General features: G+C 52.4%; 27 protein-coding genes and 1 other RNA gene. 1 reads left to right on the top strand and 27 read right to left on the bottom strand.

Going from position 1 to position 26,348, the window contains the following annotated elements; all coding sequences use genetic code 11:
* Nucleotides 1-71: 71 nt before the first annotated feature.
* From ssrA to ytfJ, 23 genes are all read right to left on the bottom strand, one after another.
* Nucleotides 72-424: a transfer-messenger RNA gene (ssrA, locus tag AALG83_02020) on the bottom strand.
* 48 nt (nt 425-472) lie between these two features.
* A complete protein-coding gene (gene smpB / locus AALG83_02015) occupies nt 473-934 on the bottom strand; it encodes an SsrA-binding protein SmpB (GenBank protein MEY8381932.1) in 462 nt (153 codons plus the stop codon).
* On the bottom strand, nt 900-3,074 hold the full coding sequence (rnr, locus tag AALG83_02010; protein ID MEY8381931.1) for a ribonuclease R: 2,175 nt from the start codon (nt 3,072-3,074) through the stop codon (nt 900-902). Before rnr ends, smpB begins: the two co-directional genes overlap by 35 nt.
* Nucleotides 3,075-3,166: 92 nt before the next feature.
* Nucleotides 3,167-3,406 (bottom strand): preprotein translocase subunit SecG, encoded by a 240-nt coding sequence (secG, locus tag AALG83_02005; protein MEY8381930.1) that lies wholly within the window; start codon nt 3,404-3,406, stop codon nt 3,167-3,169.
* A 104-nt stretch (nt 3,407-3,510) separates the two neighbouring features.
* Nucleotides 3,511-4,686: a D-alanyl-D-alanine carboxypeptidase family protein gene (locus AALG83_02000; protein MEY8381929.1), complete on the bottom strand. Its 1,176-nt coding sequence runs from the start codon at nt 4,684-4,686 to the stop codon at nt 3,511-3,513.
* A gap of 41 nt (nt 4,687-4,727) precedes the next feature.
* On the bottom strand, nt 4,728-4,997 hold the full coding sequence (locus AALG83_01995) for a hypothetical protein (GenBank protein MEY8381928.1): 270 nt from the start codon (nt 4,995-4,997) through the stop codon (nt 4,728-4,730).
* A 384-nt stretch (nt 4,998-5,381) separates the two neighbouring features.
* Nucleotides 5,382-6,161: a sporulation transcription factor Spo0A gene (gene spo0A / locus AALG83_01990; protein ID MEY8381927.1), complete on the bottom strand. Its 780-nt coding sequence runs from the start codon at nt 6,159-6,161 to the stop codon at nt 5,382-5,384.
* Between the two features lie 106 nt (nt 6,162-6,267).
* Entirely contained in the window at nt 6,268-7,557 is a 1,290-nt protein-coding gene (gene spoIVB / locus AALG83_01985) for a SpoIVB peptidase (GenBank protein ID MEY8381926.1), read from the bottom strand.
* A gap of 86 nt (nt 7,558-7,643) precedes the next feature.
* On the bottom strand, nt 7,644-9,326 hold the full coding sequence (recN, locus tag AALG83_01980; GenBank protein ID MEY8381925.1) for a DNA repair protein RecN: 1,683 nt from the start codon (nt 9,324-9,326) through the stop codon (nt 7,644-7,646).
* Nucleotides 9,327-9,345: 19 nt separating this feature from the next.
* Entirely contained in the window at nt 9,346-9,792 is a 447-nt protein-coding gene (locus AALG83_01975) for an arginine repressor (protein ID MEY8381924.1), read from the bottom strand.
* 20 nt (nt 9,793-9,812) lie between these two features.
* Entirely contained in the window at nt 9,813-10,661 is an 849-nt protein-coding gene (locus AALG83_01970; GenBank protein ID MEY8381923.1) for an NAD(+)/NADH kinase, read from the bottom strand.
* Between the two features lie 30 nt (nt 10,662-10,691).
* Entirely contained in the window at nt 10,692-11,477 is a 786-nt protein-coding gene (locus AALG83_01965) for a TlyA family RNA methyltransferase (protein ID MEY8381922.1), read from the bottom strand.
* A gap of 208 nt (nt 11,478-11,685) precedes the next feature.
* Nucleotides 11,686-13,230: a ribonuclease Y gene (gene rny / locus AALG83_01960; protein MEY8381921.1), complete on the bottom strand. Its 1,545-nt coding sequence runs from the start codon at nt 13,228-13,230 to the stop codon at nt 11,686-11,688.
* Nucleotides 13,231-13,381: 151 nt separating this feature from the next.
* Nucleotides 13,382-14,593 carry an NAD(P)/FAD-dependent oxidoreductase gene (locus AALG83_01955; protein MEY8381920.1) on the bottom strand — a complete coding sequence of 404 codons (1,212 nt, stop codon included), beginning with the start codon at nt 14,591-14,593 and terminating at the stop codon, nt 13,382-13,384.
* Nucleotides 14,590-15,492 carry a MurR/RpiR family transcriptional regulator gene (locus AALG83_01950; protein MEY8381919.1) on the bottom strand — a complete coding sequence of 301 codons (903 nt, stop codon included), beginning with the start codon at nt 15,490-15,492 and terminating at the stop codon, nt 14,590-14,592. Before AALG83_01950 ends, AALG83_01955 begins: the two co-directional genes overlap by 4 nt.
* Nucleotides 15,493-15,588: 96 nt before the next feature.
* The gene (gene surE / locus AALG83_01945) at nt 15,589-16,356 is read right to left on the bottom strand and encodes a 5'/3'-nucleotidase SurE (GenBank protein ID MEY8381918.1); all 768 of its coding nucleotides are present in this window, start codon (nt 16,354-16,356) and stop codon (nt 15,589-15,591) included.
* Nucleotides 16,357-16,405: 49 nt separating this feature from the next.
* Nucleotides 16,406-17,803, bottom strand: coding sequence for an oxaloacetate decarboxylase subunit alpha (locus tag AALG83_01940; GenBank protein MEY8381917.1), 1,398 nt, complete (start codon nt 17,801-17,803; stop codon nt 16,406-16,408).
* A gap of 25 nt (nt 17,804-17,828) precedes the next feature.
* The gene (locus AALG83_01935) at nt 17,829-18,245 is read right to left on the bottom strand and encodes a biotin/lipoyl-containing protein (protein MEY8381916.1); all 417 of its coding nucleotides are present in this window, start codon (nt 18,243-18,245) and stop codon (nt 17,829-17,831) included.
* Between the two features lie 19 nt (nt 18,246-18,264).
* The gene (locus tag AALG83_01930; protein MEY8381915.1) at nt 18,265-18,588 is read right to left on the bottom strand and encodes an OadG family transporter subunit; all 324 of its coding nucleotides are present in this window, start codon (nt 18,586-18,588) and stop codon (nt 18,265-18,267) included.
* Between the two features lie 12 nt (nt 18,589-18,600).
* Nucleotides 18,601-19,995, bottom strand: coding sequence for a carboxyl transferase domain-containing protein (locus AALG83_01925; protein MEY8381914.1), 1,395 nt, complete (start codon nt 19,993-19,995; stop codon nt 18,601-18,603).
* Nucleotides 19,996-20,098: 103 nt separating this feature from the next.
* The gene (locus tag AALG83_01920; GenBank protein ID MEY8381913.1) at nt 20,099-20,809 is read right to left on the bottom strand and encodes a pseudouridine synthase; all 711 of its coding nucleotides are present in this window, start codon (nt 20,807-20,809) and stop codon (nt 20,099-20,101) included.
* A 27-nt stretch (nt 20,810-20,836) separates the two neighbouring features.
* Nucleotides 20,837-21,985 carry a D-alanyl-D-alanine carboxypeptidase family protein gene (locus tag AALG83_01915; protein MEY8381912.1) on the bottom strand — a complete coding sequence of 383 codons (1,149 nt, stop codon included), beginning with the start codon at nt 21,983-21,985 and terminating at the stop codon, nt 20,837-20,839.
* A gap of 20 nt (nt 21,986-22,005) precedes the next feature.
* A complete protein-coding gene (gene ytfJ / locus AALG83_01910) occupies nt 22,006-22,413 on the bottom strand; it encodes a GerW family sporulation protein (protein ID MEY8381911.1) in 408 nt (135 codons plus the stop codon).
* Between the two features lie 79 nt (nt 22,414-22,492).
* Between ytfJ and AALG83_01905 the strand changes: the two genes are divergently transcribed.
* Nucleotides 22,493-22,960 carry a hypothetical protein gene (locus AALG83_01905; protein MEY8381910.1) on the top strand — a complete coding sequence of 156 codons (468 nt, stop codon included), beginning with the start codon at nt 22,493-22,495 and terminating at the stop codon, nt 22,958-22,960.
* A 45-nt stretch (nt 22,961-23,005) separates the two neighbouring features.
* Here the strand turns inward: AALG83_01905 and scpB are convergent, their stop codons facing one another.
* From scpB to AALG83_01885, 4 genes are all read right to left on the bottom strand, one after another.
* Entirely contained in the window at nt 23,006-23,515 is a 510-nt protein-coding gene (gene scpB / locus AALG83_01900) for an SMC-Scp complex subunit ScpB (GenBank protein MEY8381909.1), read from the bottom strand.
* Nucleotides 23,516-23,521: 6 nt separating this feature from the next.
* A complete protein-coding gene (locus tag AALG83_01895; GenBank protein ID MEY8381908.1) occupies nt 23,522-24,262 on the bottom strand; it encodes a segregation/condensation protein A in 741 nt (246 codons plus the stop codon).
* 3 nt (nt 24,263-24,265) lie between these two features.
* Nucleotides 24,266-24,916, bottom strand: coding sequence for a site-2 protease family protein (locus tag AALG83_01890; GenBank protein MEY8381907.1), 651 nt, complete (start codon nt 24,914-24,916; stop codon nt 24,266-24,268).
* A gap of 63 nt (nt 24,917-24,979) precedes the next feature.
* Nucleotides 24,980-26,347, bottom strand: a complete 1,368-nt coding sequence (locus tag AALG83_01885; protein ID MEY8381906.1) for a GerMN domain-containing protein — start codon at nt 26,345-26,347, stop codon at nt 24,980-24,982.
* Between the last annotated feature and the right edge of the window lies 1 nt (nt 26,348).

Genomic DNA, 26,348 nt, shown 5'->3' with positions numbered 1-26,348 from the left:
CCAAAAGTGTCCCAAAAAGTGCCCCAAACAAATTTTGGCATTAAAAAACCGCTTAACAAAGCGGTTTTTCGTGGTGGAGCCGAGGGGAGTCGAACCCCTGTCCGAAGATTTTCGTGATAAACTTTCTACAGGCTTAGCAAAAAATATGGCATTCCCCTCTGGCGTACCTTTTTTGCTGGAAGCCATCGGGTAGTCTTGCAAATCCGCATCCATCCTCAAGACTGCAGATGGAGCAGTTCCCCGCCATAATTGGCGTCACCCCAGGCCGGGCGGGAGGGGCCTGGTTAGACGAGCTGCTTAAGCAGCAGCTAATTCGTAGTTATTATCTGCGTTTAAATTTAATTCCCACTTTTTTAGCGCAGCTTTGGGCACTGCGGCCTGCTTATCTACCAAAAACAATCCCCGTCGAAACCAGTACGGCCCCAGGAAAAGCATATCTTATTATATGCTTTTTTTCTGCTTTGCGCAACTTTTAGCGTATGGATATTTTTGCCGATTGCTCTACATCCCTGCGCACAGCCTGCTCCTTTAAATCCTGCCGCTTATCATAGAGCTTCTTGCCGCGCGCCAGGCCCAGCTGCACCTTCACTCTGCCATTCTTCAGATAAAAACTGAGCGGAACCAAGGAATACCCCTTGATCGTGGTCAGCCCCATCAGCTTTGCGATTTCGGCCTTATGCAGGAGCAGCTTTCTGGAGCGCAGCGGATCTTTATTAAAAATATTGCCCTGCTCGTAGGGGCTGATATGCACATTGTGCAAAAACATCTCCCCACCCTTAACCTGCGCATAGGAGTCCCTTAAATTCACTTTTCCTGCCCGGATGGATTTTACCTCCGTGCCCGAAAGCTCAATACCAGCTTCATAGGTATCCTCGATAAAAAAATCATGCCGTGCCTTTTTATTGGTGGCGACGATTTTGATTCCTTCTGCCATTTCTCTTCCTCCCTGCCTTTTGCTTCTGCTCTGCGCTCTTTTCTTTCCGCTCCTCCCGCGGGAAGCTCACAAGCGAAAACTCTACGCGGGCATGCTCCACATCGGCGCTCTTTGCCTTTACTTTGACCTTATCGCCCAGATTAATGCGCTTTTTGGTGCGCTCTCCCAACACGCAGTATAGCTCCTTAAAATAGACAAAGTAGTCGCTGCGAATTTCCGAAAGCGGAATCACGCCTTCCACCGTGTTTTCCAGCTCCACAAAAATCGCCGTATTTGCGACGCCGGATACCACAGCATCAAAGCTTTTCCCGATAAACTGCTGCATATACTCCGCTTTTTTCATGGCGTCGACCTGGCGCTCTGCATCGATGGCGTTGCGCTCCCGCTCGCTGGAGTGCTTGGAAATCTGCACAAGCTCCTTTTCCAGCTGCTCTAAACGCTGGTAATCCATCGTGCCCTCAATATAATCCGTAATAACCCGGTGCGCCGCCAAATCCGGATAGCGCCGGATTGGAGAAGTAAAATGGCTGTAAGCGCTCGATGCCAGGCCAAAGTGTCCGGCGTTTTCCGTACTGTAGCGCGCCTTTTTCAAGGAACGCAGCGTTACCCGGTTGATGATATTCTCGGCGCTGGTTCCTTTGCTCTTTTCCAACACAGTCTGCACCGTTTTGCTCCGCAGTTTCTCTCCTGCCGGCAGGCGGTATCCGAAATTGGAGAGAAAAATCGAAAGCTCTCGGATGCGCTCTTCATCCGGCGTTTCATGAATGCGGTAAATAAAGGGCAGCTCTGCCTGAGCGAAGATCTCCGCTACCGTGTTGTTGCAGGTTACCATGAACTCTTCGATAAGCCTTTCCGCTGTCCGGTGCTCGCGCAAAGCGATGCGGACGGGCTTGCCTGCCTTATTCAGCTCGATCTCCGCTTCCCCAACTTCAAAATCGATGCTGCCCTTCTGGAAACGCAGCGCCCGCATATTCTGTGCGAGCTCCTGCATCTGGCGCAAATCCTCGATGATATCCGAATACTGCGCTATCAGTTCTTGGTCGTTTTCCTCCAGCATACGGTTTACCTGCCCATACGTCAGCCGATGGCAGGATTTGATTGCCGTTTTGCCGATGCGGTGCGATACCACCCTGCCCTCCGGCGTGATCTCCATAAAGCAGGAAAGCGCCAGGCGCACCACTCCCTCATTGAGCGAGCAGAGCCCGTTGGAAAGCTGCTCGGGCAGCATCGGGACAACGCGATCCAGCAAGTAGACACTCGTCCCCCTGGCGAGGGCCTCTTTATCCAGAGCAGTCCCTTTTCGCACATAGTGGCTCACGTCCGCAATATGCACACCCAAGATCGCGTTGCCGTTCTGCACCCGCTCTATGGAAACCGCATCGTCGAAATCTTTGGAGTGCTCGCCATCGATGGTGAAAATGCGCTTATCATAGAGAAGTTCCCGCCCCTTTAAATCTTCCTCCAGAACAGTTTCTCCCAGAGCATCGGCCTCTTTCTGCACCGCTTCCGGGAAACCTGCGTATAATCCGAAGCCCCTTGCCACGCTTAAAATATCCACGCCTGGCTGCCCGGGGTATCCCAAAACTTCTTCAATTTTGCCTTCCGGTGCCTGAGAGCCGATGGCGCGCTTTGTGATAGAAAGCAAAACCTTCTGCCCGTTTTTTGCGCCGTTTCCGCCCTGACGCGGGATATAGACATCCGGCGTTGTCCCATTGTCGCAGACGACAAATGCCGCCTTCGCGCTCTTTTCGAACGTCCCTGTTACCCGATACGGCAAAGCAGAGAGCGCGCGGACTACCTTGCCTTCTCTGTTTCTCCCGCCGGTTTTGACGATCTTGGCCAATACCGTTTCGCCGTCAAACGCGCCGCCCAGCTGAGATGCGCCGATAAAAACGTCTCCGTTTTTCTCATCGCGCACAAAACCAAATCCGCCCCGCTTGATCTCCAGCTGTCCTTTTACATAGTCCATCTGCGCCAGGCTGGCATATTTGCGCTTGCGCGTCAATAAAACATCTGCATTTTCTTCCATTGCCGGCAGGATCTCTGCAAGATCCGCATTCGGAAAAAGCTGCTGAATCTGCTCTCTGTCGGCGACTCCCTGCCCCTCAATATATTCTTTTATTTCGTCGTAATACTGCATATAACCTCTTTTTTATTTTTATCTCTCTATCTGCTCCTGATAGAACGGAATAAAAAAACGCCTTTTAATTGGAAAGGCGTTTTCTATCTTTTTTAGAAGAATCTCTGAATCAGCACCAGCGCAGCTGCCAAGACCATAAAGACAACCGCCGCTATCTTGGTGAGTTTTGAGAGCAATGCGTCCAGCCCTCTTGCTTTCGAACGGCCAACCTGCGCGCCGGATATCATGCTGTTTGCGTTGCCGTTTTCATCCGTCTGGAGCAACACCACAACAATGAGAAACAAGGAGCAAAGGCAAAGCACTATCTTAATAATGAGGGATACAACGTCCATCAATCACTACCTCCAATATCATACAACAAAATGTAGTATAACATGGAACTATCCCAATTGCAAGAGAATTTTTACTTTTCCCGGGAAAAGCCGCAGTCTCGGGGTTAGGGCGCCACGACTCCGGGCTCCGCATACTCCGTCAGCCCCAAAAAGCCTCTGATTAGGCGGTGCCATCCCGAGCCAAAGCTCTGCTCCTTCACATCCTGATCCACTGCCAGGGCGACAGAAATCTCACCTTCCGGCGCTGTTATCACAATTTTTCCGACAATCTGCCCTTTTTGCAATGGTGCCGCCAGATCGTCCACCTGAATATTGGTCGAAATGCTGCCCTCTTCGCCTTTTTTATATAGGATGCTCAGATCCTCTTTCGCATATACTCCAACTTCTTTCACATCTCCGTTGGCGACTGGCAGTGTCTTGACTTTCCCGCCCTGCTGCGCGATCTGCTTGACGCCGAACGTCGCAATCGCATATCCGATGAGCTCTTCCGCCAATTTAAAACGGCTGCCCGTATCCTTATCGCCTATCACAATGACAATAAACCGCCCACCGCCGCTTTTTGCCGAAATTGCCGCGCTATAGCCCGAGCTGGGGGTTGAGCCGGTAGACATGCCGTCATACAGGTCGTTTTTGATGAGGACATTGGAGTTGCTCATCTCGGTCTCCCGGCCGCTCTCGTGGGTAAAGGTATCCAGCCAGATGGCGCTGTATTTGAAAAAGCCGCTGTATTTGGAAAGTTCCGCGGCGATGACCGCCAGGTCGTTGGCCGAAACCAGGGATTCGGAAGAGATGCCCGTGCAGTCGGCAAACGTGCAGGAGAGCCCAAGCTCTTTCGCTCGAGCGTTCATCAGCTCGACAAATGCCGCCTCGTTTCCTGCCACATGCTCAGCCAGCGCCGTTACCGCGTCGTTGGCATTGCACATGATCGCCGGCTTTAAAAGCGTCTCGAAGGAATAGCTGGTGCCTGAATCCAAAAATACGCTGGTTCCGCCCTTTTTCGCGGCCTCCTGGGAAACCCGGACGCTGTCTTCCGAACGCACTTTTCCATCAGCCAAAGCTTCAAAAAACAGCAGGTAGCTCATCAGTTTCGTCAGGCCGGCCGCATGAAATTTTTCATCGCCGTTTTCGCTGGCGATGATCTGCCGGGTATTTGCTTCGATCAGCGCATATGCCTTTGCTGTCGACTCAAATTCCTGCGCCCGCACTGTAATCATCGGCATAGCCGCGGCAACGAAAAAAACTGCCAGCAAAATACTCACAAATTTTCTACTCTTATTCATACCAATTTCTCCTAAATTCCGCTTTCTTCATTCTATTCCAGCTAAAATAGCGTATATTCCAACACTTCAAAAACTCCATCCAGCAATACCGCTTCGATCAGCGCGAAAATTGCCCAATAGCCCAGGTGAATTGCATATTGTTTCAAATACGGCAGAGACTGCCTGCCAAGCTCCACGCTGCTTTTTGGAATGTTCCTTTCGCGCAGCTGCTGGCTTATCTGCCTGATGGAGATGAGAAAGAGCAAGGAGATTGCTATGCTCTGCATGAGCAGCTGAAGCAGAAAAACAATGCCTCCGAGCAGGGTTTTCATTCCGGATAATCCGCCAAAAATGCACCCCCATGCGCATCCATATGCGCAGAAAAGGGCAAAACTGCTCAGCAGAACAAAGAATATGCCAAGCAGCGTGTTGCTCCCCCAATAAAGCGCCAGGCAAACGAACATTCTCTGGGAGCATAGGCGAAAAAAGCGCGCAAAAAGCGATACTCCAATCCCATACCCAAAAACCGAGTGCAAAATCTGTTTTTGCACCCCGCTCTCAAACAGCCTGATGCTGGAAAGCCCCGCCGACAGCGAAAGCGTAACGAGCAAAAAGCCAAATGCAAAAACCGGCCATTCTTTTTTTAAATCTTCAAATTTTTGCAACAAAAAAATCCCCGCCTCATGGTATCTTATGAGGCAGGGAGATGGCATATTCTAATCGATCCGCAAAAGGTTGATATTGATATAATCGGCGACTGTCGCGATAAAAGCCGCATTGGTAGGCTTTCCCTTCTCTGCATCTACCGTATAGCCGAACAGCTCTTCGATATAGGTGATGTTGCCGCGGTTCCAGGCCGTCTCAATGGCATGGCGGATATTGCGCTCGACGCATTTTGTATTGGTCTGAAACGCTTCGGCGATCTTCCCGTACAGCTTTCCCGTGATGGATTTGAGCATACTCGGATCCTCCAGCACCAGGCGAATTGCCATTCTCGCATAGGAATAGCCCTTCAGATCCGGCGAGAGGCCGATGCTCAGCAAAACCTTCGTAATGATGGGCAGATAGGATTCTCCGTCTACAAAGCTAACCATGCGCTCTTCAATTTCGTCTTTTTCCAGCAGATCGCGCACTCTGCCCACGAATGCCTCATAGGCAATCGGCTTTTGAAGAAGGTAATCTGCTCCATTCTCAAAGCTGCGGCGGATAAAGAAATCTTCGCTCACACCCGAGATCATGATGATCTTCGTCTTCTCCTTGACGCCGCGATCCCGTATCTGCTCTAAAACGCCTAAGCCATCGATCACAGGCAAAATCATATCGATGATCATAATATCTGGGCGAATTTTTTCAAATTGCGCCAGAGCCTCGCCGCCATGGAAGGCAAACTGCACAGATGCAAAGAAGCCGCATTTCTCCGCATATTTTTTTATCAGCAATAGAAACTCTCTATTGGCGCTTACAGCAAATAACTTGTATTGTCGACCAGAAAGCACGGGATTTTCTCCTACATTCTTCAAAAATAAGTTTCGTTTCTATATTATACCTTATAAATAGATTTTCGACAATACATAAGCTGGCTGTGCTCTGCCAATATACTCTTTATTCCTGAACCGAATACATCTCATTGAGCATCCAATCCAGATAGATGCCATAGCCCTGCGTCGGATCGTTGACAAACACATGCGTAACCGCCCCGATCAGTTTTCCATCCTGGATCACAGGGCTGCCCGACATGCCCTGCACAATCCCACCTGTGATGCCCAGCAGCTCTTCGTCGTCAATTTTGACGATAAAGCTCTTTTGTGCAGGTGAGTTTTGGGGCGTTACCTTGACGATCTGGCAGGAATATTCCCGAATCCCGCCGTCGTCCAGCGTGCAGAGCAGTGTCGCATCCCCTACTTTCACTTCCTCTCTTTTGGCAGCAGGGATCGCGCTTTGATAGAGCTTATTATCAATCTCTGCGGCTGCATTGCCATACAGTCCGTAGTCAGTATTCTTTTTGATATAGCCGATCACTTCATCGCCATTTCCAAAGCTTCCTCGCAGTTCGCCCGGCTCGCCCTCTTCCCCTTTGACAACCTCCAAAATCTCGGACTCCACGATCTCTCCGTCTTTCACTGTGAGCAGCTTGCCCGTATCCACGTCTGTGATGGCGTGCCCCAGCCCCGCAAATTTTTTGCTGGCTGGATCGTAAAAAGTCAGCGTCCCGACGCCAAGCGTGCTGTCCCGGACCCAGACGCCCAGCTTCCATAGCCCATCATCTGCATCCTGAACAGGGCAGATGGTGAGCTCCAGAATCTGGTCGCCCCGCCGCACAGACAGGCGCGCCTCCCCTTCCTCGTGGTTGATGAGCTCGGATAGATGCGCCGCGTCTTTGATCTCAGTTCCATTATATTTCTCGATAATGTCGCCCGCCTGCAACCCCGCCACTTTTGCTGGGTTGACCTGTTCCCCAGACTTTGAGCGGATGTTCATGCTGCCCACTACCAGTGCGCCTTTGGTATGCAAAAGCACGCCGATGCTTTGCCCGCCCGGGATCAGCATGGCCTCTTCCATCACTGTGATCCTGATCTCTTTTACTTTGATGCCAAATACCATGAGGTTTGCCTTGCAATTCCCCTGGTTTTGCCCAGAGATCACCAGCGGCTGGCTGAGGGAATAGCTTCCCCCGTTTTTGAGCGAGTTCCCTTGCAGTGTTACCGCCGCGACGCTCTCCTCATTTTGCTCCATTTTCAGCTCAAACGGGAATCCAACATCCAGAACCTGGGAATTCCCCCCTACCAGGAAGATTTCCCCTGGGACATCTGAAATGCCCACGACAACTCCCGCTGCCGCCAGGGCAACTACCAGCAAAAAGACGCCTAAAACTGCATATTTAAAACGACTCATTTTTCGCATAAAAAGACACCTCAAAAAAATATTTACTGAAAATAGTATCTTTTCCGAGATGTCTTTTTATGCGATATCTGATGCTTTTACAGGATTTGCTTTTTTATCTTTTTTGCGTTTGCCAAAAGCTCGCGGCCATGTGCAATCGCCGCCTCGCTATGGATGCCGCCCGAAAGCCGGGCGATCTCCTCTGCAACCTCGTCGCCCTGCAGCTGGCGCAGGGTTGTATAAGTCTGGCCATCTTGCTGTACTTTTTCGATGAAAAAATTGCGATCTCCCATGGCGGCCAGCTGCGCCAGGTGCGTTACGCAGATAACCTGCCTTGCAGAAGAGATTTTTGCGATTTTCTGCGCCACCATCTGCGCCATGCGCCCGCTGATTCCCGTATCAATCTCGTCGAAAATCATCGTGCCAATCGCTTCTCTTCTGGCCACGATGCTCTTGATCGCCAGCATGATGCGCGAAACCTCGCCGCCGGATGCCACTTTTGAAAGATGCCGCAGCGGCTGCCCCGGGTTGAGCGAGACCAGCAGGCTCACTTCATCACAGCCATTGGCGCTGTAATCCTTTTTGCGGAAATCGCATGCAATCTGAGCACCCTTCATGCCCAAATCGCCCAACTCCTGGGCAATTTGCGCGGCCAGCTTTTGCCCCGAAGCCTTTCGCTGGGCCGACAGGCGATCGGAAAGCAGTGCGAGAGCACTCTCCTCCCTTTCCAGCTGTTTTTCCAGCTCTGCCATGCGAATCTCGCTGTGCTCCAGCTCTTCATAATCCTGCTGGGCTTTTTCCAAAAAAGCCAAAATTTCCTCGATGCTCCCGCCATATTTGCGCTTGAGCGAAGAGATGGCCGCAAGCCGCTCTTCCAGCACTGCCAGCCGCCCTTCATCAAAAAGCACGTCTTCCGCCAGCGCTCCAATATCGTAGGATGCTTCTTCGACGGCATAATATGCGTCGTTCAGCCCTGCGGCCAGCTTCTCATAGCGCTCATCCAAAGATGCAATGGCCTGAAGCGCATGAATTGCCGCATAAAGCTGAGAGACCGCGCCCTCGGCGCCGCTCAGCGCATCCTTGGCCTCATTCAAATTCTGGGCGATTTTCTCCGCATGGAGCATCTTTGTCTTTTCCGCAGAGAGCTCCTCCTCTTCGCCGTTTTTGAGCGAGGCTCTCTCGATTTCATCGATCTGATACTTCAATAAATCCAGCATTCTGGCTTTTTCTGCGGCATCTTTCTGCAAAGAAGAAAGCTTTGCCCTGGTCTGTGCATATTGTGCAAAAGCCGCGGCAACCTGTTCGCGCAGCTGAGCTGCCTCTTCATCGGCAAAAGCATCGATGAGCGCCAGGTGCGACTTATCATCCAGAAGCTGCTGCTGTTGGTTTTGCCCATAGATATTGACCAGATGCGAGGCGACTTCCCTCAAAACCGAAAGGCTGACCAGCCTGCCGCCAATTCGGCAGATATTTTTTCCGGAAGCGCTCAGCTCTCTGGAGATGATCAGCTCCTCTTCCGGCTCGATGCCGTATTCCTGCATCGCTTCCAGCAGCTCCTTCTGATCGGGCTCGCAGGAAAACTGCGCCTCAACATAGGCGCTTTGTTCCCCAAATTTGATGAGCTCGCGATCTCCTCTGCTCCCCAAAATCAGGTTCATGGAATCGACGATGATGGATTTTCCGGCCCCAGTTTCCCCGGAAAGCACGTTAAAGCCATCGCCAAAGCGCACGCGCAGTTCTCCGATAATTGCAATATTTTTGATATACAGCTCTAAAATCATAAGTTGCCCCCAAGGCAAATTATCTTGTCATCCCCATCAGCGTCTGCACGACACTGCCCGTCTTTCCATCTTCAACGGCCAGGAAAATTGTATTATCTCCTGCGATACTGCCCACGACCCCGGGCAAATTGAGGATATCGATCGCCTCACCCGCGCTGGATCCGCCCCCGGAAAGCGTCGTTACGACGACGATATTGCCGGCGCTTTTGATGGAAGTAACCGTCTCCTTAAAGATGCGCAGCAGCCTTTCGGTATTAACTACCGTCGAAAATTCATTGACCGCATATTTATAAACGCCCTTTTCCGCCTGCACCTTGATCAAATGCAGTTCCTTAATATCCCGTGAGACCGTCGCCTGCGTAACGTGAAAGCCGACTTCCTTCAGCCTCGCAGAGAGCTCCTCCTGGGTATCTACGTTATGCTCCGCAATAATTTTCAGGATTGCCCGATGCCGTTTTTCTTTCATTACCTTCCCTTGCCTTGCTTTTATTTTGCGCTCCACTCCGCAAATTTTTCTTCCAGTAGAGCAAAAAAGTTCTGATCTGCCGTTTTGAGAAATTTCGCTTTGATTTCTGAGCGCGTCAAGCAGATATACTCATCGGGTGAAAATTCAAAATGCTCCTGCCCATCCAGCGTTACCGCGCCCCGCTCTCCTCCGCGGCGAATCAAAACGGATACCCGCTCTTCTGCGCTGACCACATAGCTGTTGCTTTGCAGGGAATGCGGGCAAATGGGCGTGATGAGCAGCATATCCGCTGTCGGCTCCACAACCGGCCCGCCCGCAGAGAGCGAATAGCCTGTGGAGCCTGTCGGCGTCGAGACAATTACGCCATCGCAGCGGAAATCTCCAACTTTCTTTTCGTTCACCAACACCCGCGCATCGATGATGCGCAGAATATCCCGCTTGGAAATGACGGCTTCATTGAGGGCATATCCCAAAAATCTTTTTTCCCGCCCATCCTGGCTAAGCACAGATGCCTCCAGCATGATGCGCTCCTGCACTTTATAATCCCCTGACAGGATTTGATCCAAAGCGCCTTCCAGATCCGCAAGCTGCGTATCCAGCAAAAACCCCAGGCGGCCCAAGTTGATGCCAAAGAGCAGCGCGCCTTTTTTTGCATATTTGCGGGCCGCTGCCAGAATCGTCCCATCGCCGCCAAGGACAAATAAAATATCTATTTTTTTCTCCGCCGCTTCTTCTTTGCCCAAAGCGGCAGCAACCTCGCCATCCAAAGAATAGCTGCATCCCCGCTTTTCCAGCTGCTCTATGACAGCTTTTGTGGTAATAAGCTCCGGGTCTTTTTGAAGATTGGTGTAAATCCCAAAGTGCGGCATTGTAAGGCCATCCTTCCTCATCGCGAAACATTACAGCGCGGCATGCGCCTGCTGTACAACTGCATTTGGCTCTACCAAGGCCGCCTCCGCCCCCAGCAGGTAATGCGCCAAATACTCGATATTGCCATTCGGACCCTTGATAGGCGAATAAGAGAGATGCTGAACGGCGTATCCAATTTCATTCGCAAAATCCAGCACGCCGGCAATCACTTCCAAATGCACCGCCGGATCGCGCACCACGCCTTTTTTGCCGACATTCTCTCTTCCTGCCTCAAACTGCGGCTTGATCAGCGTTACCACTTCCCGCACTTTCAGGCGCTCCAAGGCCGGCAATATCAGCCGAAGCGAGATAAACGAAACATCGACAGAGGCAAAATCCGGCTGCTCCGGCACATCCTCCTGGGCGAGATAGCGCGCATTCGTCCGCTCCATCACCACGACTTTTTCATTATTGCGCAGCGCCCAATCCAGCTGCCCGTATCCAACGTCTACGGCATAGACCCGCGCCGCTCCGTTTTGCAGCATACAGTCCGTAAAGCCGCCTGTGGATGCGCCAATATCCATGCAGGTTTTCTCTTTCAGAGAGATGCCAAACTCGGCCATGGCCTTTTCCAGCTTGAGCCCTCCGCGGCTCACATATGGGCAGGTATTGCCCTTAATGGAAATTTCCGTATCGCACGGAAAGGTTTCGCCGACTTTGCTTGCGACGCGGCCTCCTGCCAGAACCTGCCCCGATAGAACCAGCGCTTTCGCCTTCTCCCTGCTGGGAGCCAGCCCTTTTTTTACTATCAATATATCCAGGCGCTCTTTTTCCATGAATGATTTGCCGCTTTCTCCTACTATCCTGTATAAAATCTTGAGATTTATTTATTATATTACATTTTCCTGCATATAGCAAGCCTGCCTGGGGGCGCATTTTCCGCAGAATGGCCGTCCTTTCCCGCTGTCTTGCGTGCTTTGGTTTATGCACATAGCAAAAATAAAAAGCCGGCGCATTTCTGCACCGGCTAGTTGCCCTAGTTTGCTATTTTGCGTAATCGACAGCTCGTGTCTCCCGGATGACATTGACTTTGATCTGCCCCGGGTAATCGAGATCCTTTTCGATTTTCTTCACGATGTCTCTCGCCATCAGCGTCGTGCCGACTTCGTCCACATCTTCGGGTCTGACGATGATGCGCACTTCTCTGCCAGCCTGCACTGCATAAGACTTTTCTACACCGTTGAAGGAATTTGCAATTTCTTCCAAAGCTTCCAAGCGTTTTACATAATTATCAAGCGATTCTCTTCTTGCACCAGGACGCGCCGCCGAGACAGCGTCTGCCGCCTGCACCAGCACAGCTTCCACCGTTTTCGCTTCCACATCCTGATGATGCGCCGCAATGGCGTTTACAACATCTGCGTTTTCCTTGTACTTTGCCGCCAAATCTGCGCCCAGCTGCGCGTGGGAACCTTCCATTTCGTGGTCCACCGCTTTGCCGATATCATGCAGCAGGCCAGCGCGCTTTGCAAGTTTGGCGTTCGCGCCAATCTCCTCTGCCATGATGGCCGCCAGATGAGCGACTTCCAGGGAGTGCTTGAGCACATTCTGGCCATAGCTCGTGCGGTAACGCAGACGCCCGAGCAGTTTCACCAGCTCCGGATGCAGGGAATGGATCCCAACATCGAACACTGCCGCATCGCCGGCCTCGCGGATCTGGTTATCCACTTCCTTTTTGGCCTTGTTGACCATCTCCTCGATGCGCGCAGGATGGATTCTGCCATCGATAATGAGTTTTTCCAGCGCTACTCTGGCGACCTCTCTTCTGACGGGATCAAACCCCGAGAGAATGACGGCCTCCGGCGTATCGTCGATGATCAGGTCAATCCCAGTCGCCGTTTCCAGCGCCCGGATGTTTCTGCCTTCTCTGCCGATAATGCGCCCTTTCATCTCATCATTTGGCAGCGCGACAACGGAAATCGTCGTTTCTGCAACATGATCTGCTGCGCATCTTTGAATTGCCAGCGAAAGGATATTTCTCGCCTTTTTCTCGGCCTCATCCTTTGCTTTCATTTCAATATCCCGCAACATCACAGCCATATCATGGCGCGCTTCGCTCTCCACTTTCTCCAGCAGCAGGCCTTTGGCCTGGTCGGAAGTGAGATCCGCGATGCGCTCCAGCTGCTCAATTTGCTGATCGCGCAGCTTTGAAATATCCTCTTTTGTTTTGGATACATCCTTTAGCTTGCGATCCAGCTGCTGCTCTTTTTGCTCCACAGCATCGTTCTTTTTGTCCAGGCTCTCTTCTCTTTGGAGAAGCCTGCGTTCGAGTTTCGCTTGTTCGTTTCGCCGTTCTTTGGTTTCTTTGTCAAATTCGTTTCTTAGTTTATGGACCTCTTCTTTCGCTTCCAAAACCGTCTCTTTGCGGATTGCCTCTGCTTTTTTCTGCGCATCTTCAATCAGCTTGACGACAGTTTCTTCGGCACGACCTATCTTCTTCTCAGCGATGTTTTTGCGATACACATACCCTGCCGCCAAGCCGGCCAGCAGAGCAACAACGCCTATTATGATAGCCCAGATGTAACCGTCCACTGTAAGCCCTCGCACCTCCTATATCTTGCGCGCCGCAAGTTAATCTTGATGTTTATTGCACATCTCCTTGTTATAGATGATACCATTGATTTGTACATAAACTATTAATAATTGTAAAACGGATATGCATTTTTGTCAATCGCCAATGCCGCTAGCTCATCCCGGCCAAATAGCCCGTTGAGAAGGCGATTTGCAGGTTAAACCCGCCTGTATAAGCATCCAGGTCCAGCAGCTCTCCGGCAAAAAATAATCCGGAAATTTTTCTGCTCTCCATCGTGGAAGGATTCACTTCCCTAGTCCGAACGCCGCCCCGCGTTATAATCGCCTCATTGATGCTGCGCACACCGGTAATTTTGATCGAAAACGCTTTCGTTGCCTGAACGAGGCTTTCCCTCTGCGCCCTGCTCACTTCGCCGACTGAAATTTCGCCGCTCAGCCCAATTTTTTTCAAAATCTCGATTCCCAGCGCCTTGGGATAAAGCTTTGGGAGCACATTTTTCAGCTGTTTGCCTTTGAGCTCTTCAAAATCCCTCAGAATGCGGCGATCCAGCTGTTCTCTGCTCAATGCCGGCTTTAAATCAATCTCTATTTTGGTATCTGCAAAGCTATAATCGCAAATTTGAGCGCTGGCCGAGAGCACCAGCGGGCCGGAGACGCCAAAATGCGTGAAGAGCATCTCGCCCTGCTCAAAGTAGCACTGTTTCTTTCCTTCTAGCAGCGCCAGCGATACATTTTTCAGCGACAATCCCTGCAACTGCTTGCAGATGGGATCCGGCGAAACCAGCGGAATCAGAGAGGGATGAATCTGCTCTATCGTGTGCCCCAGTTTTTGAGCCATTTCGTGCCCTTCTCCCGTGCTTCCTGTCAGCGGATAGGAATATCCCCCTGTCGCCAGAACGACTTTGTCAAAGGGCATTTTTTCGCCGTTTACGGCAAGCCCTGCGATTCTCCCACTCTGGATCAGAATTTCATCAACATGTGCATGCAGGCGGATGACGACTCCAGCACCCCTCAGCATACGCTCCAGCGTTTTGATGACATCGCTGGATTTATCCGAGGCAGGAAACACCCTCCCGCCCCGCTCCTCCTTGAGCTTCAGGCCGCTCTTTTCCAGCGCATCCATCAGATCCTGGTTGGTAAACTGATAAAACGCGCTGTAAAGAAATTTGGCGTTTCTGCAAACACTCGAAAAAAAGCTCTCGATTTCAGCGGAATTGGTCAGGTTGCACCGCCCCTTCCCTGTGATAAAGAGCTTTTTTCCGAGTTTTTCATTTTTCTCAAACAGCCAGACCTCGTGATTCTGCGCAGCCGCATAGGCCGCCATCATCCCCGCAGGGCCACCGCCGACAACAGCAACTCTCACATCTTTCCCTCGCCTTCCGCGCGGTGCACAAAATCGTAATCATGCTTGGCATAGGTGTTGTTTTCCCGCCAAAGCTGCTCCATCATGCTGAAATTCTCCAGCAGCGCCTGCTTTTTCTCCAGGCCCGCCATGATGATAATGGCGTTGATGATGGAAAGCGGGGCAACCAGCGAATCCACAAAGGAGTTCATATCACTTTTTGTCAGGATACAGCGATCCGCCAGCTCATAGAGCGGCGAGATGCGGTTATCCGTGATCGTTACAATCTTGGCATGCCGGCTGCGCGCAAACTGAAGCCCCTTTACCGTCTGCATGGAATAGCGCGGGAAACCCAGGCCAATGACCACATCTTCGCTCGTAACATGCAGAAGCTGGGAATAAATATCCGAGGTGCCCAGCGTAATCAGCTGGGGGTTTTCAAAAATATAGCTGAGATAATACGTCAAAAACTGGGCCAGCGGCGCGCTGCTGCGGAACCCGATGACATAGATTTTTCTCGCATGCACCAGATAGCGGACGACATCCTTGATGCTCTCAATATCCAGCTCTTCGCGCGTCGCCTTCAGGTTGGTGATCTCCATTTTCAGCACAGTATCGATGATTTTATCCGCGGGCAGGCCCTCCATAAAGTTCAGCCGCTGTACTGTCGTGAGCTTATTTTTGATGATCTCCTGCAGGTGTTTCTGCAGTTTGGGGTATCCTGAATAGCCCAGCGCATAGGCAAAGCGGACGACCGTCGATTCGCTGACACCGACTTTCCTGCCCAGAGCCCCCGCCGTCATGAAAGCGGCCTTATCATAGTTATCGCGGATGTAGGCGGCAATCGCCTTTTGCCCTTTGCTAAAAGATTGATATTCTTCTTCAATGCGGTGCAATAAATCAAAATCCGTGTTTTCCATATTCCACTTCCAAAAATAGTAATAGGGCGAGATTCACCCGCCCTATTATACCAAACCTTTGATAAAAATGCAATTTGAAATTCTCAAATTTGCATTTTATTCTATCATGCCTTCCACACTTTTGATTTTTTCCATGCTGCCATAGTCCGTATAGTCATATAGGAGCGGCGAGATGGAGATATTGCCCTGGCGAATCTCGTAGTCGTCGTCTCCCGGGCCGTCGTTTTCGCGGTAAGTGCCGTCTACACGGTATTCCGTCGTGTTTTCATCCACTACCTGCACCACGTTATAGCCCGAGAACCAGTTGGTGCGGCTGACCTTTGTAACGACAACTTTTTTAGGCGTTACTTCGTTCAGGTTGGGGAAGTTGACGTTGAGAACTGTGCGCTGCGGAATATCGAGCTCTGCCATCTTGTCGATGAGTTTTGCAGCGAATTTGGCTGCATATTCAAAACCTCTGGGCTCAAAGCAGACATGCGAAAGCGCAATCGCCCGTATGCCATGCTCTGTCGCCTGAACAGCTGCGCCCAGCGTGCCCGACCAATGGATATTCACGCCCAGGTTCGGCCCCTTATTGATGCCCGAGACGCAGAGATCCGGCATATCGTCGAACAGCTCTGTCAGCGCAATGCGGGAGCAGTCGGCCGGCGTGCCGTCCACATAATAGGCGGGGACATCCTCGTAGCCGGGAATGGTTGTTTTGGTTACCGCAATCGGGCGGTTGAACGTCAGGTGGTGCGAGTTGCCGCTGCATTCCCCTTTGGGCGCTACAACCCGAAGCTCATGCTTATCGTGCAGTTCTGCCACCAGAGCCACCAGGCCCTCTCCGCGGATGCCATCGTCGTTTACCAGTAGTATTTTCATATTTTCCTCCATTCCTGAGGGATATCCCTCTTAATCCCATTGTTTGCTCTTAGACCGGGTGAATATGGTTCTCGCTGTCCAGCTTGGATCCATCTACTCCATATAATTTCGCCCGGCGGTATTCGAAATACTTGGGCGCAACCTGCGGGAACATGGCATAGGAGAGAATATCCTCCTCCTGCTCCATCAGATCTTTGATCTCCTCGCGGTATCTGGGAAGCTCGGGCTCGATGTTATCCGCAGGGCGGCAGGTGATCAGCGGCACATCGCCAATGCACTTTCTGCGCACGTCTTCATTCACCTCTCCGGGCAGCTTGCCGTATTCCCCGCGCAGCAGACCCTTGGATTCCTTGGAAACCATCTTATAGCGCTCCCCTGCGAGGACGTTCATGACAGCCTGCGTGCCCACGATTTGGCTGGTCGGTGTTACCAGCGGCGGGTATCCGAAATCCTTGCGCACCCGCGGCACTTCCTCCAAAACCTGGATGAGCTTATCCTCCGCGCCCGCATTTTTCAGCTGGCTGATCAGGTTGGAAAGCATCCCGCCGGGAACCTGATAGAGCAGCGTGTTGATATCCACGCCCAGCACTTTGGGGCTTAGGAAGCCATCATTCTTCAGGCGCTGTGCCACCGGCCGCATGAGCTCTGCCGCTTTGGTCAGCTGCGTCAAATCGATCCCCGTGTCATATTCCGTTCCCTGGAGCGTCGCAACCAGAGACTCCGTGCAGGGCTGGGATGTTCCGTTTGCCAGCGGTGAAAGCGCGCAGTCCACAATATCTGCGCCGGCCTCTATAGCCTTTAAATACGTCATATCGCCCGTTCCGCTGGTGTTATGCGTATGAATGTGCAGCGGCACGCTGATGCGCGCCTTGATGCTTTTTACAAGCTGATAAGCGTCATACGGCAAAAGCAGGTTTGCCATATCCTTGATGCAGATGGATTTTGCGCCCATCTGCTCCAGCTCACAGGCCAGCTCCGTGAAGTATTCCAGGCTGTGCACCGGGCTGGTGGTATAGGAAATAGCCGCCTCCGCCCAGCCGCCGTATTTGTTCGTGGCGTCCATAGCCGCCTTGAAGTTGCGCGGGTCGTTGAGCGCATCGAAAATGCGGATGACGTCGATGCCGTTTTCTATGGCCTTTTTGATGAAGAGATCCACCATATCGTCTGCATAGTGCTTATACCCGAGCAGATTCTGCCCGCGCAGAAGCATTTGCAGTTTTGTTTTGGGCATGGCTTTTTTGAGGGTTCTCAGCCGTTCCCAGGGATCTTCATGGAGAAAGCGCAGGCAGGTATCGAAAGTCGCGCCGCCCCAGCATTCGATGGACCAGTATCCCGCCCCATCCAGAATCGGGGCAATAGCCAGCATCTCGTCCGTAAACATGCGCGTCGCGGCCTGGGATTGGTGCGCATCTCTTAAAATCGTATCGGTAATATATACTTTGCCCATGTAAATGCCTCCTTCGCCCTCGGCATTAACCGACGACGAACAGAATATCGCCGGAGTTTACCATATCGCCCTTGCTGACATTGACAGACAGGATTTTTCCTGCGCAGGGAGCCATGATCTCATTCTCCAGCTTCATCGCCTCCAAAATGATGACGACATCGCCCTCGGCAACCGTGTCTCCCACATTTGCGCGCACTTCAATGATATTGCCGGGCATGGGCGCTTCTGTCTTGGTTCCGTCTGCCGGAATTGCCGCAGGCGCAGCCGGAGCCGCCGCGGGAGCGGGAGCGGCGCTTTCTGCCGCTGCAGGCGCGGGCGCCGGAGCAGGTGCCGCAACCGGGGCGCTCGCTACTGCTGCCGGGGCAGCCGGAGCCCCTGCGCCAATCTCCTCGACGCAAACATCATAATCTTTTCCATTCACTTTTATTAAAAATCTACGCATTTTCCTATCCTCCAAATTTCTAATACAAATTGCTCATTTGCTCTCTTCTGCCAGCCCTCGACCATGCAGAGCGCCCTCTTCTCCCGCCTACCTGCTGATAAGAGGCGATGCGGAAGGAGCTTTGATCCATGCCCGTCGAAGCGGCAACCGCGGCCGCCAGAACTGCCACCAGCTCCTCCTCGTCCGAGCCCGAAGCCCTGCCGCTCACAGGAGCCGTCTCTTCTTCCTCTTGCTTTTTCCTGGGCATTTTAGCCAGAATCGCCCAGGCCAGAAGCACAATCAGCGCAACGCCGCAAAGGATGACAAACTCTGCCGCAGTAAACTGTATCCCAAAAATACTCATTTGCTCCTCCTCTTACATCGGCATGATGCCATGCTTTTTCTGGAGCTTTTGCACGCGCTTATTGGAGATCATCTCGATGGCCCGAACGAGCGTGCCGCGCAGCTGTTCTCTTTGGATGATATCATCCAAAACGCCCTGCCTGGCAGCCGAGCGTGCGCTTAAAAACTTCTCCGCATACTCCTGCGTGCGATCCTTTGCGCCATCATACAGGATAATGCTGCCCGCCGTTGCATCCAGGCATCCAATCTGTGCATCTTCATAGGCATAGACCAAATCCGCGCCGTTTTGCTTGTTGGACAGCGCGGCATACCCTTCCCCAATCGCTTTATTCAAAATGCTGACCATCGGGCAGCCCGCCTCGCCGTAGGCATAGGCAAGCTGTGCCAGAGAGCGCAGCAAGCAGCAGCTCTCAGAGGCAGGATCAATCCCCTCATTATCCACCATCGTGATGATGGGAATATCGTAGGCATCCATCAGGCGCACAAACCGCGCCGCTTTCTTGCATCCATGGGCGCTCAGATATTCGCCCGGGACATTCGCCACAACACCCGCCGTCAAGCCATCCAGCGTGATCAGCCCGGTTACCATTTCCGGTGCAAACGCCGCGCCCAGCTCCAGGAAACACTGCTCATCGGCAATCTCTCTCAAAAGCGCACGAACATCCTTGCCGTCCGACAAAATGGGGCGCGCAATCGAATCTTCGTTCAGAGCAAACGGAGGCTCTTCCAGGTTATTCAGCGGCAGATAGCTGAGCAGTTCCTTGGCCAGCTCCAAAGCAACTGCGGCATCTGGTGCTGTCAGCTGCACATCTCCTTTTTCGGCCGCCGCCTGTACGCCGCAAAGCTTCTCCTCGTCCACGGCCTGTCCATGCACAGCCGCTCTCACCATTGGGCTGAGCAGGCCAATCCGCCCCGCATCTTCCGCCGCGATGGAGAAATCCGTCAGCGCCGCAAACAGCGCCGCGCATCCATACATGCCGCCCAGGACGACGGAGATCGTCGGGATCACACCAGAGACGTCCGCAAGCTTTTTCATCACCGCAGAGTAAGCGCCCATAGCCGCCGCGCCTTCCTGTACCCGCGCGCCGCCCGAATCCCATAAAAACAGAACAGGCAGGCCATTTTGGGCCGCCATATCGATCACTTTGCAAATCTTCTGGGCATGCGCGGCGCTGAAAGACCCGCGCAAAACCTCATAGTTTTGAGCCGCAATATAGGCGGAGCGCCCATCTACCGTGCCCCAGCCCGCCACGACGCCTTCGCCGGGAGCCGAGACATCCGGATAATGCTCCACCGCGTTCGAGCGTTCCAGATATTTATCAATCTCTATAAAGCTGCCCGCATCAAAAAGCGCCTCGATGCGCTCGTAAACAGGGCTCTTTGCAGAGATTCCATTTCCTTCGCTCATAGATAACCTCCAAAAATTTTCCTATGTTTTTAGCAAAATAGGCTATCTTCGTAATTCTACAAAGAATAGCCTAATTCCTGCTTTGGCAAAAATATATTTCTCTTTACTGAATGCTGAGCAGATAGTCGATCTCGCTCTGCTCCAGCATACGGTACTGCCCCTTTTTCAGGTTTCCCAGATTGAGATCGCCAATGCTGATGCGCTTCAAAAAGACGACGTCTTTTCCCAGCGTTTCAAACATGCGGCGCACCTGCCGGTTGCGCCCCTCGTGAATGGTGATGGTCAGCTCGGTCCGCTCGGGAGATGCCTTCATGATCTTGATGCGCGCAGGCGCCGTTTTTCCGCCCTCAATGAAAACGCCCTTTTGGAGCTTTTCTACGTCTTCCGGCGAAACCATGCTGCTGACAACGCAGTAATACCGCTTGGCGACTTCATGACTCGGGTGCGTCAGCTTATTGGCCAGATCGCCGTCGTTTGTGAGCAGCAAAAGCCCTTCGGTCGTAAAATCCAGCCGGCCAATGGGATAAATGCGGTAATCAATATCGCTCACATAATCCAGCACGGTGTTTCTGCCCTTGTCGTCCGAGCATGTAGAGACGCATCCCAGCGGCTTGTTGAGCATGATATAGATTTTTGCGTCTGGAATTTCAACCCTGCGGCCATAAACCTCCACTGTATCCGCCGCCGGCTCAACCTGCGTTGCCGGATCGTAGATGGTTTTTCCATTGACTTTTACATGACCTTTTTGCAAGATCTCCTCAGATTTTCTGCGGGAAGCTATTCCAGCCGCCGCCATAAACTTCGCGATGCGCACGTTTCCTCCATCGCAGCGCAGAGCGCGCTATCCCGCTTGCTCTGCCAGGCCCAGCCAGCGCTGCAAAATCTGCGAGAGGTAGAATTCGTATGTCTTTCTTTGGGCAGACGAAATCGTGATGATGTTGCTCTTTGCCTTAATATCCCCAAAGGAGAATTCCACCACCCCGACAACCTCGCCCTCCTGCACCGGCGCCGCCAAGCTGCTGCTCATATTTACTTTTTCTTCTACCATAGTAACCTCTTCTTGCGTCAAAGGCAAGTAAATGTTGTCGCAAAGCGCAGTTTGAACGCTGCCTTCCAGGCTCTCCTCCACAGGAATATCTCCATAGCTCTGCCCTGCTTCGGCCACTTGGCGCATGGCGTAATGCTCAAATCCATAGTCCAGCAGCGCCATGCAGTCGATGAACATATCATAGTCGTTGAGCACGACGGCCACCAGCTGCATATTATCGCGCTTGGCGCCCGCAGACAGGCATTTGCCCGCCGCCTTGGTATACCCCGTCTTGATGCCGTTCCCCCCCTCGTATTGATAGAGAATTTTATTCTTGCTGCGCAGATACCGCGCCGGGGAATCGTCGTCCTCTGCCAGATCTTTTTTGGATGTACCCACAATCTCGCAGAATTTTTCGTTTTGCATCGCATAGGAGGAGATGAGCGCCAGGTCGTAGGCCGTGGTATAGTGGTTATCATCCGGCAAACCGTTGGGCGTTACAAAGTTCGAGTTGTTCGCCCCAATTTCCCTGGCTTTCTCGTTCATCATCTGTGCGAACGCTTCCACGCTTCCGGCCAGATGAATCGCAATGGCCACCGCCGCGTCATTGCCCGATGCCAGCATCAGTCCGTAGACGAGATCTGAAAAAGCGACCTTCTCGCCTTCCCGCAGATAGATGGAAGTCCCCTCCTGGCCCACAGCCTCTTTGGGAATCGTAACAATATCATCCATATTGCCGTTTTCCACAGCCAGAAGGCAGGTCATGATTTTGGTCGTGCTGGCCATAGGGAGCTTCGCATCCCGGTTGTTCTCCAAAAGAACTCTGCCTGTGGAAGCTTCCATCAGCACATATGCCTTAGCGCCGACGGCCGGCGCGGCTTCTGCCCGCCTGGCCGGCACTGCCAGGCCAATCACCAAAAATGCAGCGACTAAAATGCCCGTTATTTTCCCAAGCCTTTTCATTTTTCCCCCTCATTTTCAGCTTACCCCTGGCTTTGCGCGCTGTTCTCGCCTTTGGCCTTTCCCTGCTCAAACATCTTGCGCATCTCGCTCGCCATTTGGGGAATGCTCTCTAAAATTTTATCTACAATATCCCGCTCCGTGGCAGTCAGCAGCTTAATCTGGTCCTGTTTCTCCACCATAAAAGCCACAGGCGTAATCGTAACGCCGCTGGCCGTGCCCCCGGCAAAGGGATACCGCGTCTCAATCGGCGCCTTGACGCCCTCGCCATATTCGCCGCCTCCGGTAACAAACCCAAAGCTGACTTTGGAGATGGGGATGATCGTGCAGCCATCCGGCGTTACAAACGGGTTTCCCACGATGGTGTTGACGTCGACCATCTTGCCCAGCTCAGACATGGTAGTGTTTAATACGTGTTCGATCGGATGCATAATTTCTCTGCCTCATTTCTTTTATCAATCTACCGATAATATTGACAAGAGAGAGACAAAGTATTCCGTCCAGCCAAAGATGGCAGCGCGCTTTCTCAAAATCCGGCCGAACGGCAATCTGCCCGCCGGCCAGACCGAGGGCACGCGCAAAAGATTTGGCCGCCGTTTGAAGAGCTCCGCACAGCACCGCAGTATGCGCCGCATCGCCCGTGCCCAGCCAAAGCGTCAGATCGATCTTGCGAAAATCCGTGCTGCGCAGCAAAAAACGGAAGTCCCGCCTTTTCACGTCTTTGCGTATCGTCGCAATATAGATCTTGCGGAACCCCGCCTTTTTTACTTCTATGATCTCCGGCCGCACAACATGCTTGAAGTGCAAAAAGAACAGCCTGCGGTATACTCTCACGCCGCAAAAGGAGACGGTCAGCCAGAAAAACTTTTCCCTCCCCTTTTGATTTTTCAGGCTGATTTCAAATTTTCCGAAAAGCATCAGCCCCAGCAGCGCGAGCAAACAAAAAAATACCCACATATCTCTCCCCCGCAATGGTAGATTTATGGGTATTTTATCCATTTTTTCGGTTTTTATGTGGCGCGGCTACTGCTCTGGCAGTATGGGAAGCTCCTTGGTGGAAGAGATTCCGAAATGGCGCAGGAACTCTTCGCTGGTCGCATAAAGAATCGGGCGGCCCAAGGCCTCTTTTCTGCCCGCCTCCACCACCAATCCCTTTTCCTGAAGCGCGCTTAAAATATGGCTGGTATTGACGCCGCGCAGATCCTCAATCTCTCCCCGGGTAACCGGCTGCTTATAGGCGATAATCGAGAGCGTCTCCAGCATGGCCTTGGTCAGTTCCTCCCCGCTTTTGCTTCCAAACAGCTCCACCAAAAGGCGGGCGTGCTCCGTGCGGGTGGCAAGCTGCACGCGGTCTTCCAGCCTGCGGAATACCAGGCCGAACGCCCCTTCTCTGCGCCGCCCCTCTTCCTCCAGCATCGCCTCCAGCTCTTCCTGCGAAATATCTAAAATATCTGCCAGTTCCGAAAGCGCCATGGAATCTCCCGCGGCAAACAGGATGTTTTCCAGCGTTCCGATGATTTGTTCGTGTGTCATTCTTTTCTATTCTGCCTTTTCATTTCTGGTAACGTAGATTTCTCCAAACGCCCGGGCCTGCGCAATGCAGATTTGCCCCTGATGCAGCAACTCCAGCAGCCCCAAAAAGGTTACCGCGATTTCCATGCGCGACGGCTCCTTAGAGAGCAGCTCTTCAAAGCAAACCCGCGGCTTGATGGTCAGCCGGGCGAGAATCGTGCGAATCTGGGCGCGCAGGCTCACATGATCGCGCTGGATAAGCACGTGCCTGGGCTCCTCCTTTTGCTGCTCCTTGGTCTTTTGCAGCACTTTCAGATATGCCGCCATCAGCGCATCCACGCTGGCATTCTTAAAATTGATCTCCTCTCCAGCCGGCGCGAGAATCTCCTCGGGCAGGCGGAAAAACTGCCCCTGGCCTTTTTCCTCCAGCTGTTTCAGCTCTTCCGAAACCGCCTTATAGCGCCGGTATTCACTGAGCCGGGCCACAAGCTGCTCTTCCGGCGTCAGGCCGTTTTCATCCAAATCCGCATCTGCCCGGCCGGCCGGCAATAAAGAGCGGGATTTGATATACACGAGCGTCGCCGCCATCTGCAAAAAATCGCTGGCGCGCTCCAAATCCAGCAGCTCGCTCTGCTCCATATAGGCCAAATACTGCTCTGTGATCTCCGAAACGAAAATATCCTTTGGCTCAATTTTCGCCTTGCTGATCAGGTGCAGCAGCAAATCCAGCGGGCCTTCAAAGTTGGTAAGCTTAATCTCGTACTGCATAGTCTATATGAATAACAGGAAGAACGACTGAAACAGGCCCAGAATCCCGTTGCCTGCCCAGGTTGTAAAGAGCGTAAACACACCCGACCACATGAGTGCAAACAAAATCAGCGTCGAATAGCGGTTGAGGAAATCCAGAAACTGGTTTCCTTTGCGCACAAACAGGCTCGTAACAATATGGTACCCGTCCAGCCCAGGGAGCGGGAGAATATTAAAAATAGCAAAGTTTAGGTTAAGCGAGCAGATGATGCTCAGAATCTGCAAAATAATATCGTTTTGGACGCCCGCATAGGTGACAAAAAAAGTGATTCCGTAGAACACAAAGGAAATCAGCAGGTTTGCCAGCGGCCCGGCCAGGGAGATGAGCGCATCATCTCTGCGAAAATGCTTGAGGTTTTTGGAGTTGACGAGAACAGGCTTTGCCCAGCCCAGCCCAAACAGCAAAAACGAGGCAAACCCAAGCCAATCCATATGCCGCATCGGATCCAGCGACATTCTCCCGAGATTTTTCGCCGTCGGATCGCCCAGTTTATAGGCCATGAAGGCATGCGCGCATTCGTGAAACGAAATGGCAATGCACATAGCCAGAAACAGCGAAAGCAGATAGATAAGCCCCTGAGCGGGGTCTGAAAACAGCAGTTGAAAAATTTGCATTGCATCGCTCCTGTATGTTGATTCTTATCCATTATAGCCGTTTGCCGCGCGGCTGGCAACCGTTCATTGCGCCAGGCCGATATTGGGATAGAGCGGCATAGCCAGGCTGAAGATGCCCAGCTCGTCGATAATCTCCCCCTCAAAGCAGAACTGCACGGCCCAAACCGCTTCGTCTTCGCACAGCGTATTGACGACGGCATATAGGAACAGATACAGCTCATCTTTCTGCATTCCTTCCAGGCTATAGAGCATTTCTGCGCTGAAATTCACCACAGCGATGTTATCCCGCATCTCTGCGCCCAGCAGCCCCTCGCTGCCCATATCCGCCGGGAAGCAAGGCAGCGCACGGGCCTGCTCTATCTTGAGCGGGCCCTCTGCCAGCTCCTCCAAGTAGGTTTTGAGGTTATGCGCCCGCCCGGAGCGAACTACATGATGGAAGCGCTCCAGATGCTTCAAGTCCTTGCCGGGAAAATAGACCAAAACCTCCTCGCCCAGGTAGAGCTGTGAAGTGCTGAAAGTAACGGTATGCTTTTCCATTCCGCGGGTGAACTCCATGCTCCTCAGCCCCTGGACAACCCCGTGAAAAGAATGATACAGGCAGGCCATATGCTGGCGCATCTGCTGATCGCCGCCGCCCTGCAAAAGCTTTTGAGGCGAATCGATGCAGAGCAGGCCATCCTCCCCTATGGTTCCAAAATTACCTTGATATGTGAACGCATAATTTGCGAGCAGAGGGCTGAGAAGATAGCTCTTATACTCAGGCCCCAGCGAAAGCTGATAGAGGATCTCCTGCAAATAGTTTTCTCCTTCAAAGGAAAGCATGCGCACTTCGGGCAAAATATAGCTCTTGCTCTCGTCCAGGAAATACAGCGCCACTGGAATGCTCCAAACAGGCTCCGCCGCCTTTTCCAGATAGCTCTCATAGAAGGCGGTCATATCGAGGTCCGTCTTGCCCAGCAGGCCGCAGGGCTTGCCCGCGACATAAGCCGGCTCCTCATTAAAAAACAGATTGGCATACTGCACGCCCAGATTATCCACCGCCGTGTTGGAAAGCGCGGCGCAAAGCGCCAGCCTTTTCTGATCGCTTAAGCTCTGCTCGGTCAGCAGATAGATATTGGCAACGCCGCCTGTGATATCGATATTCTTCAGGGTATATTCGCTGCCAAACCCCTCCAGGCCTCTCCCGCTTGGCCCGGCAAGCAGCTCCTCAAAAATCTGTTTGCCTTTTGGCGCGGAGGATACCACTTCTATCTCCCTCAGCTCGGTTGAGAGCGTATTGCGCTGGGGATCGAGATAATACAGCGTCGCGCGGTATGGTTCATATTCTCCATAGGAGAGCGAATTCTGCGGCTCCAGCGAAGGCAGGCCGGAAATATCGTTTTTCTCTCTTAAAGGGGAACAGCCGCACAGCAGCATGGATGCCAAGATCATA

The organism is Christensenellaceae bacterium 44-20 (assembly GCA_041223705.1).
GTDB lineage: Bacteria > Bacillota > Clostridia > Christensenellales > Christensenellaceae > QANA01.
Note: the sequence above shows the minus strand (reverse complement) of the source record. Positions and strands in the feature narration are given on the sequence as shown.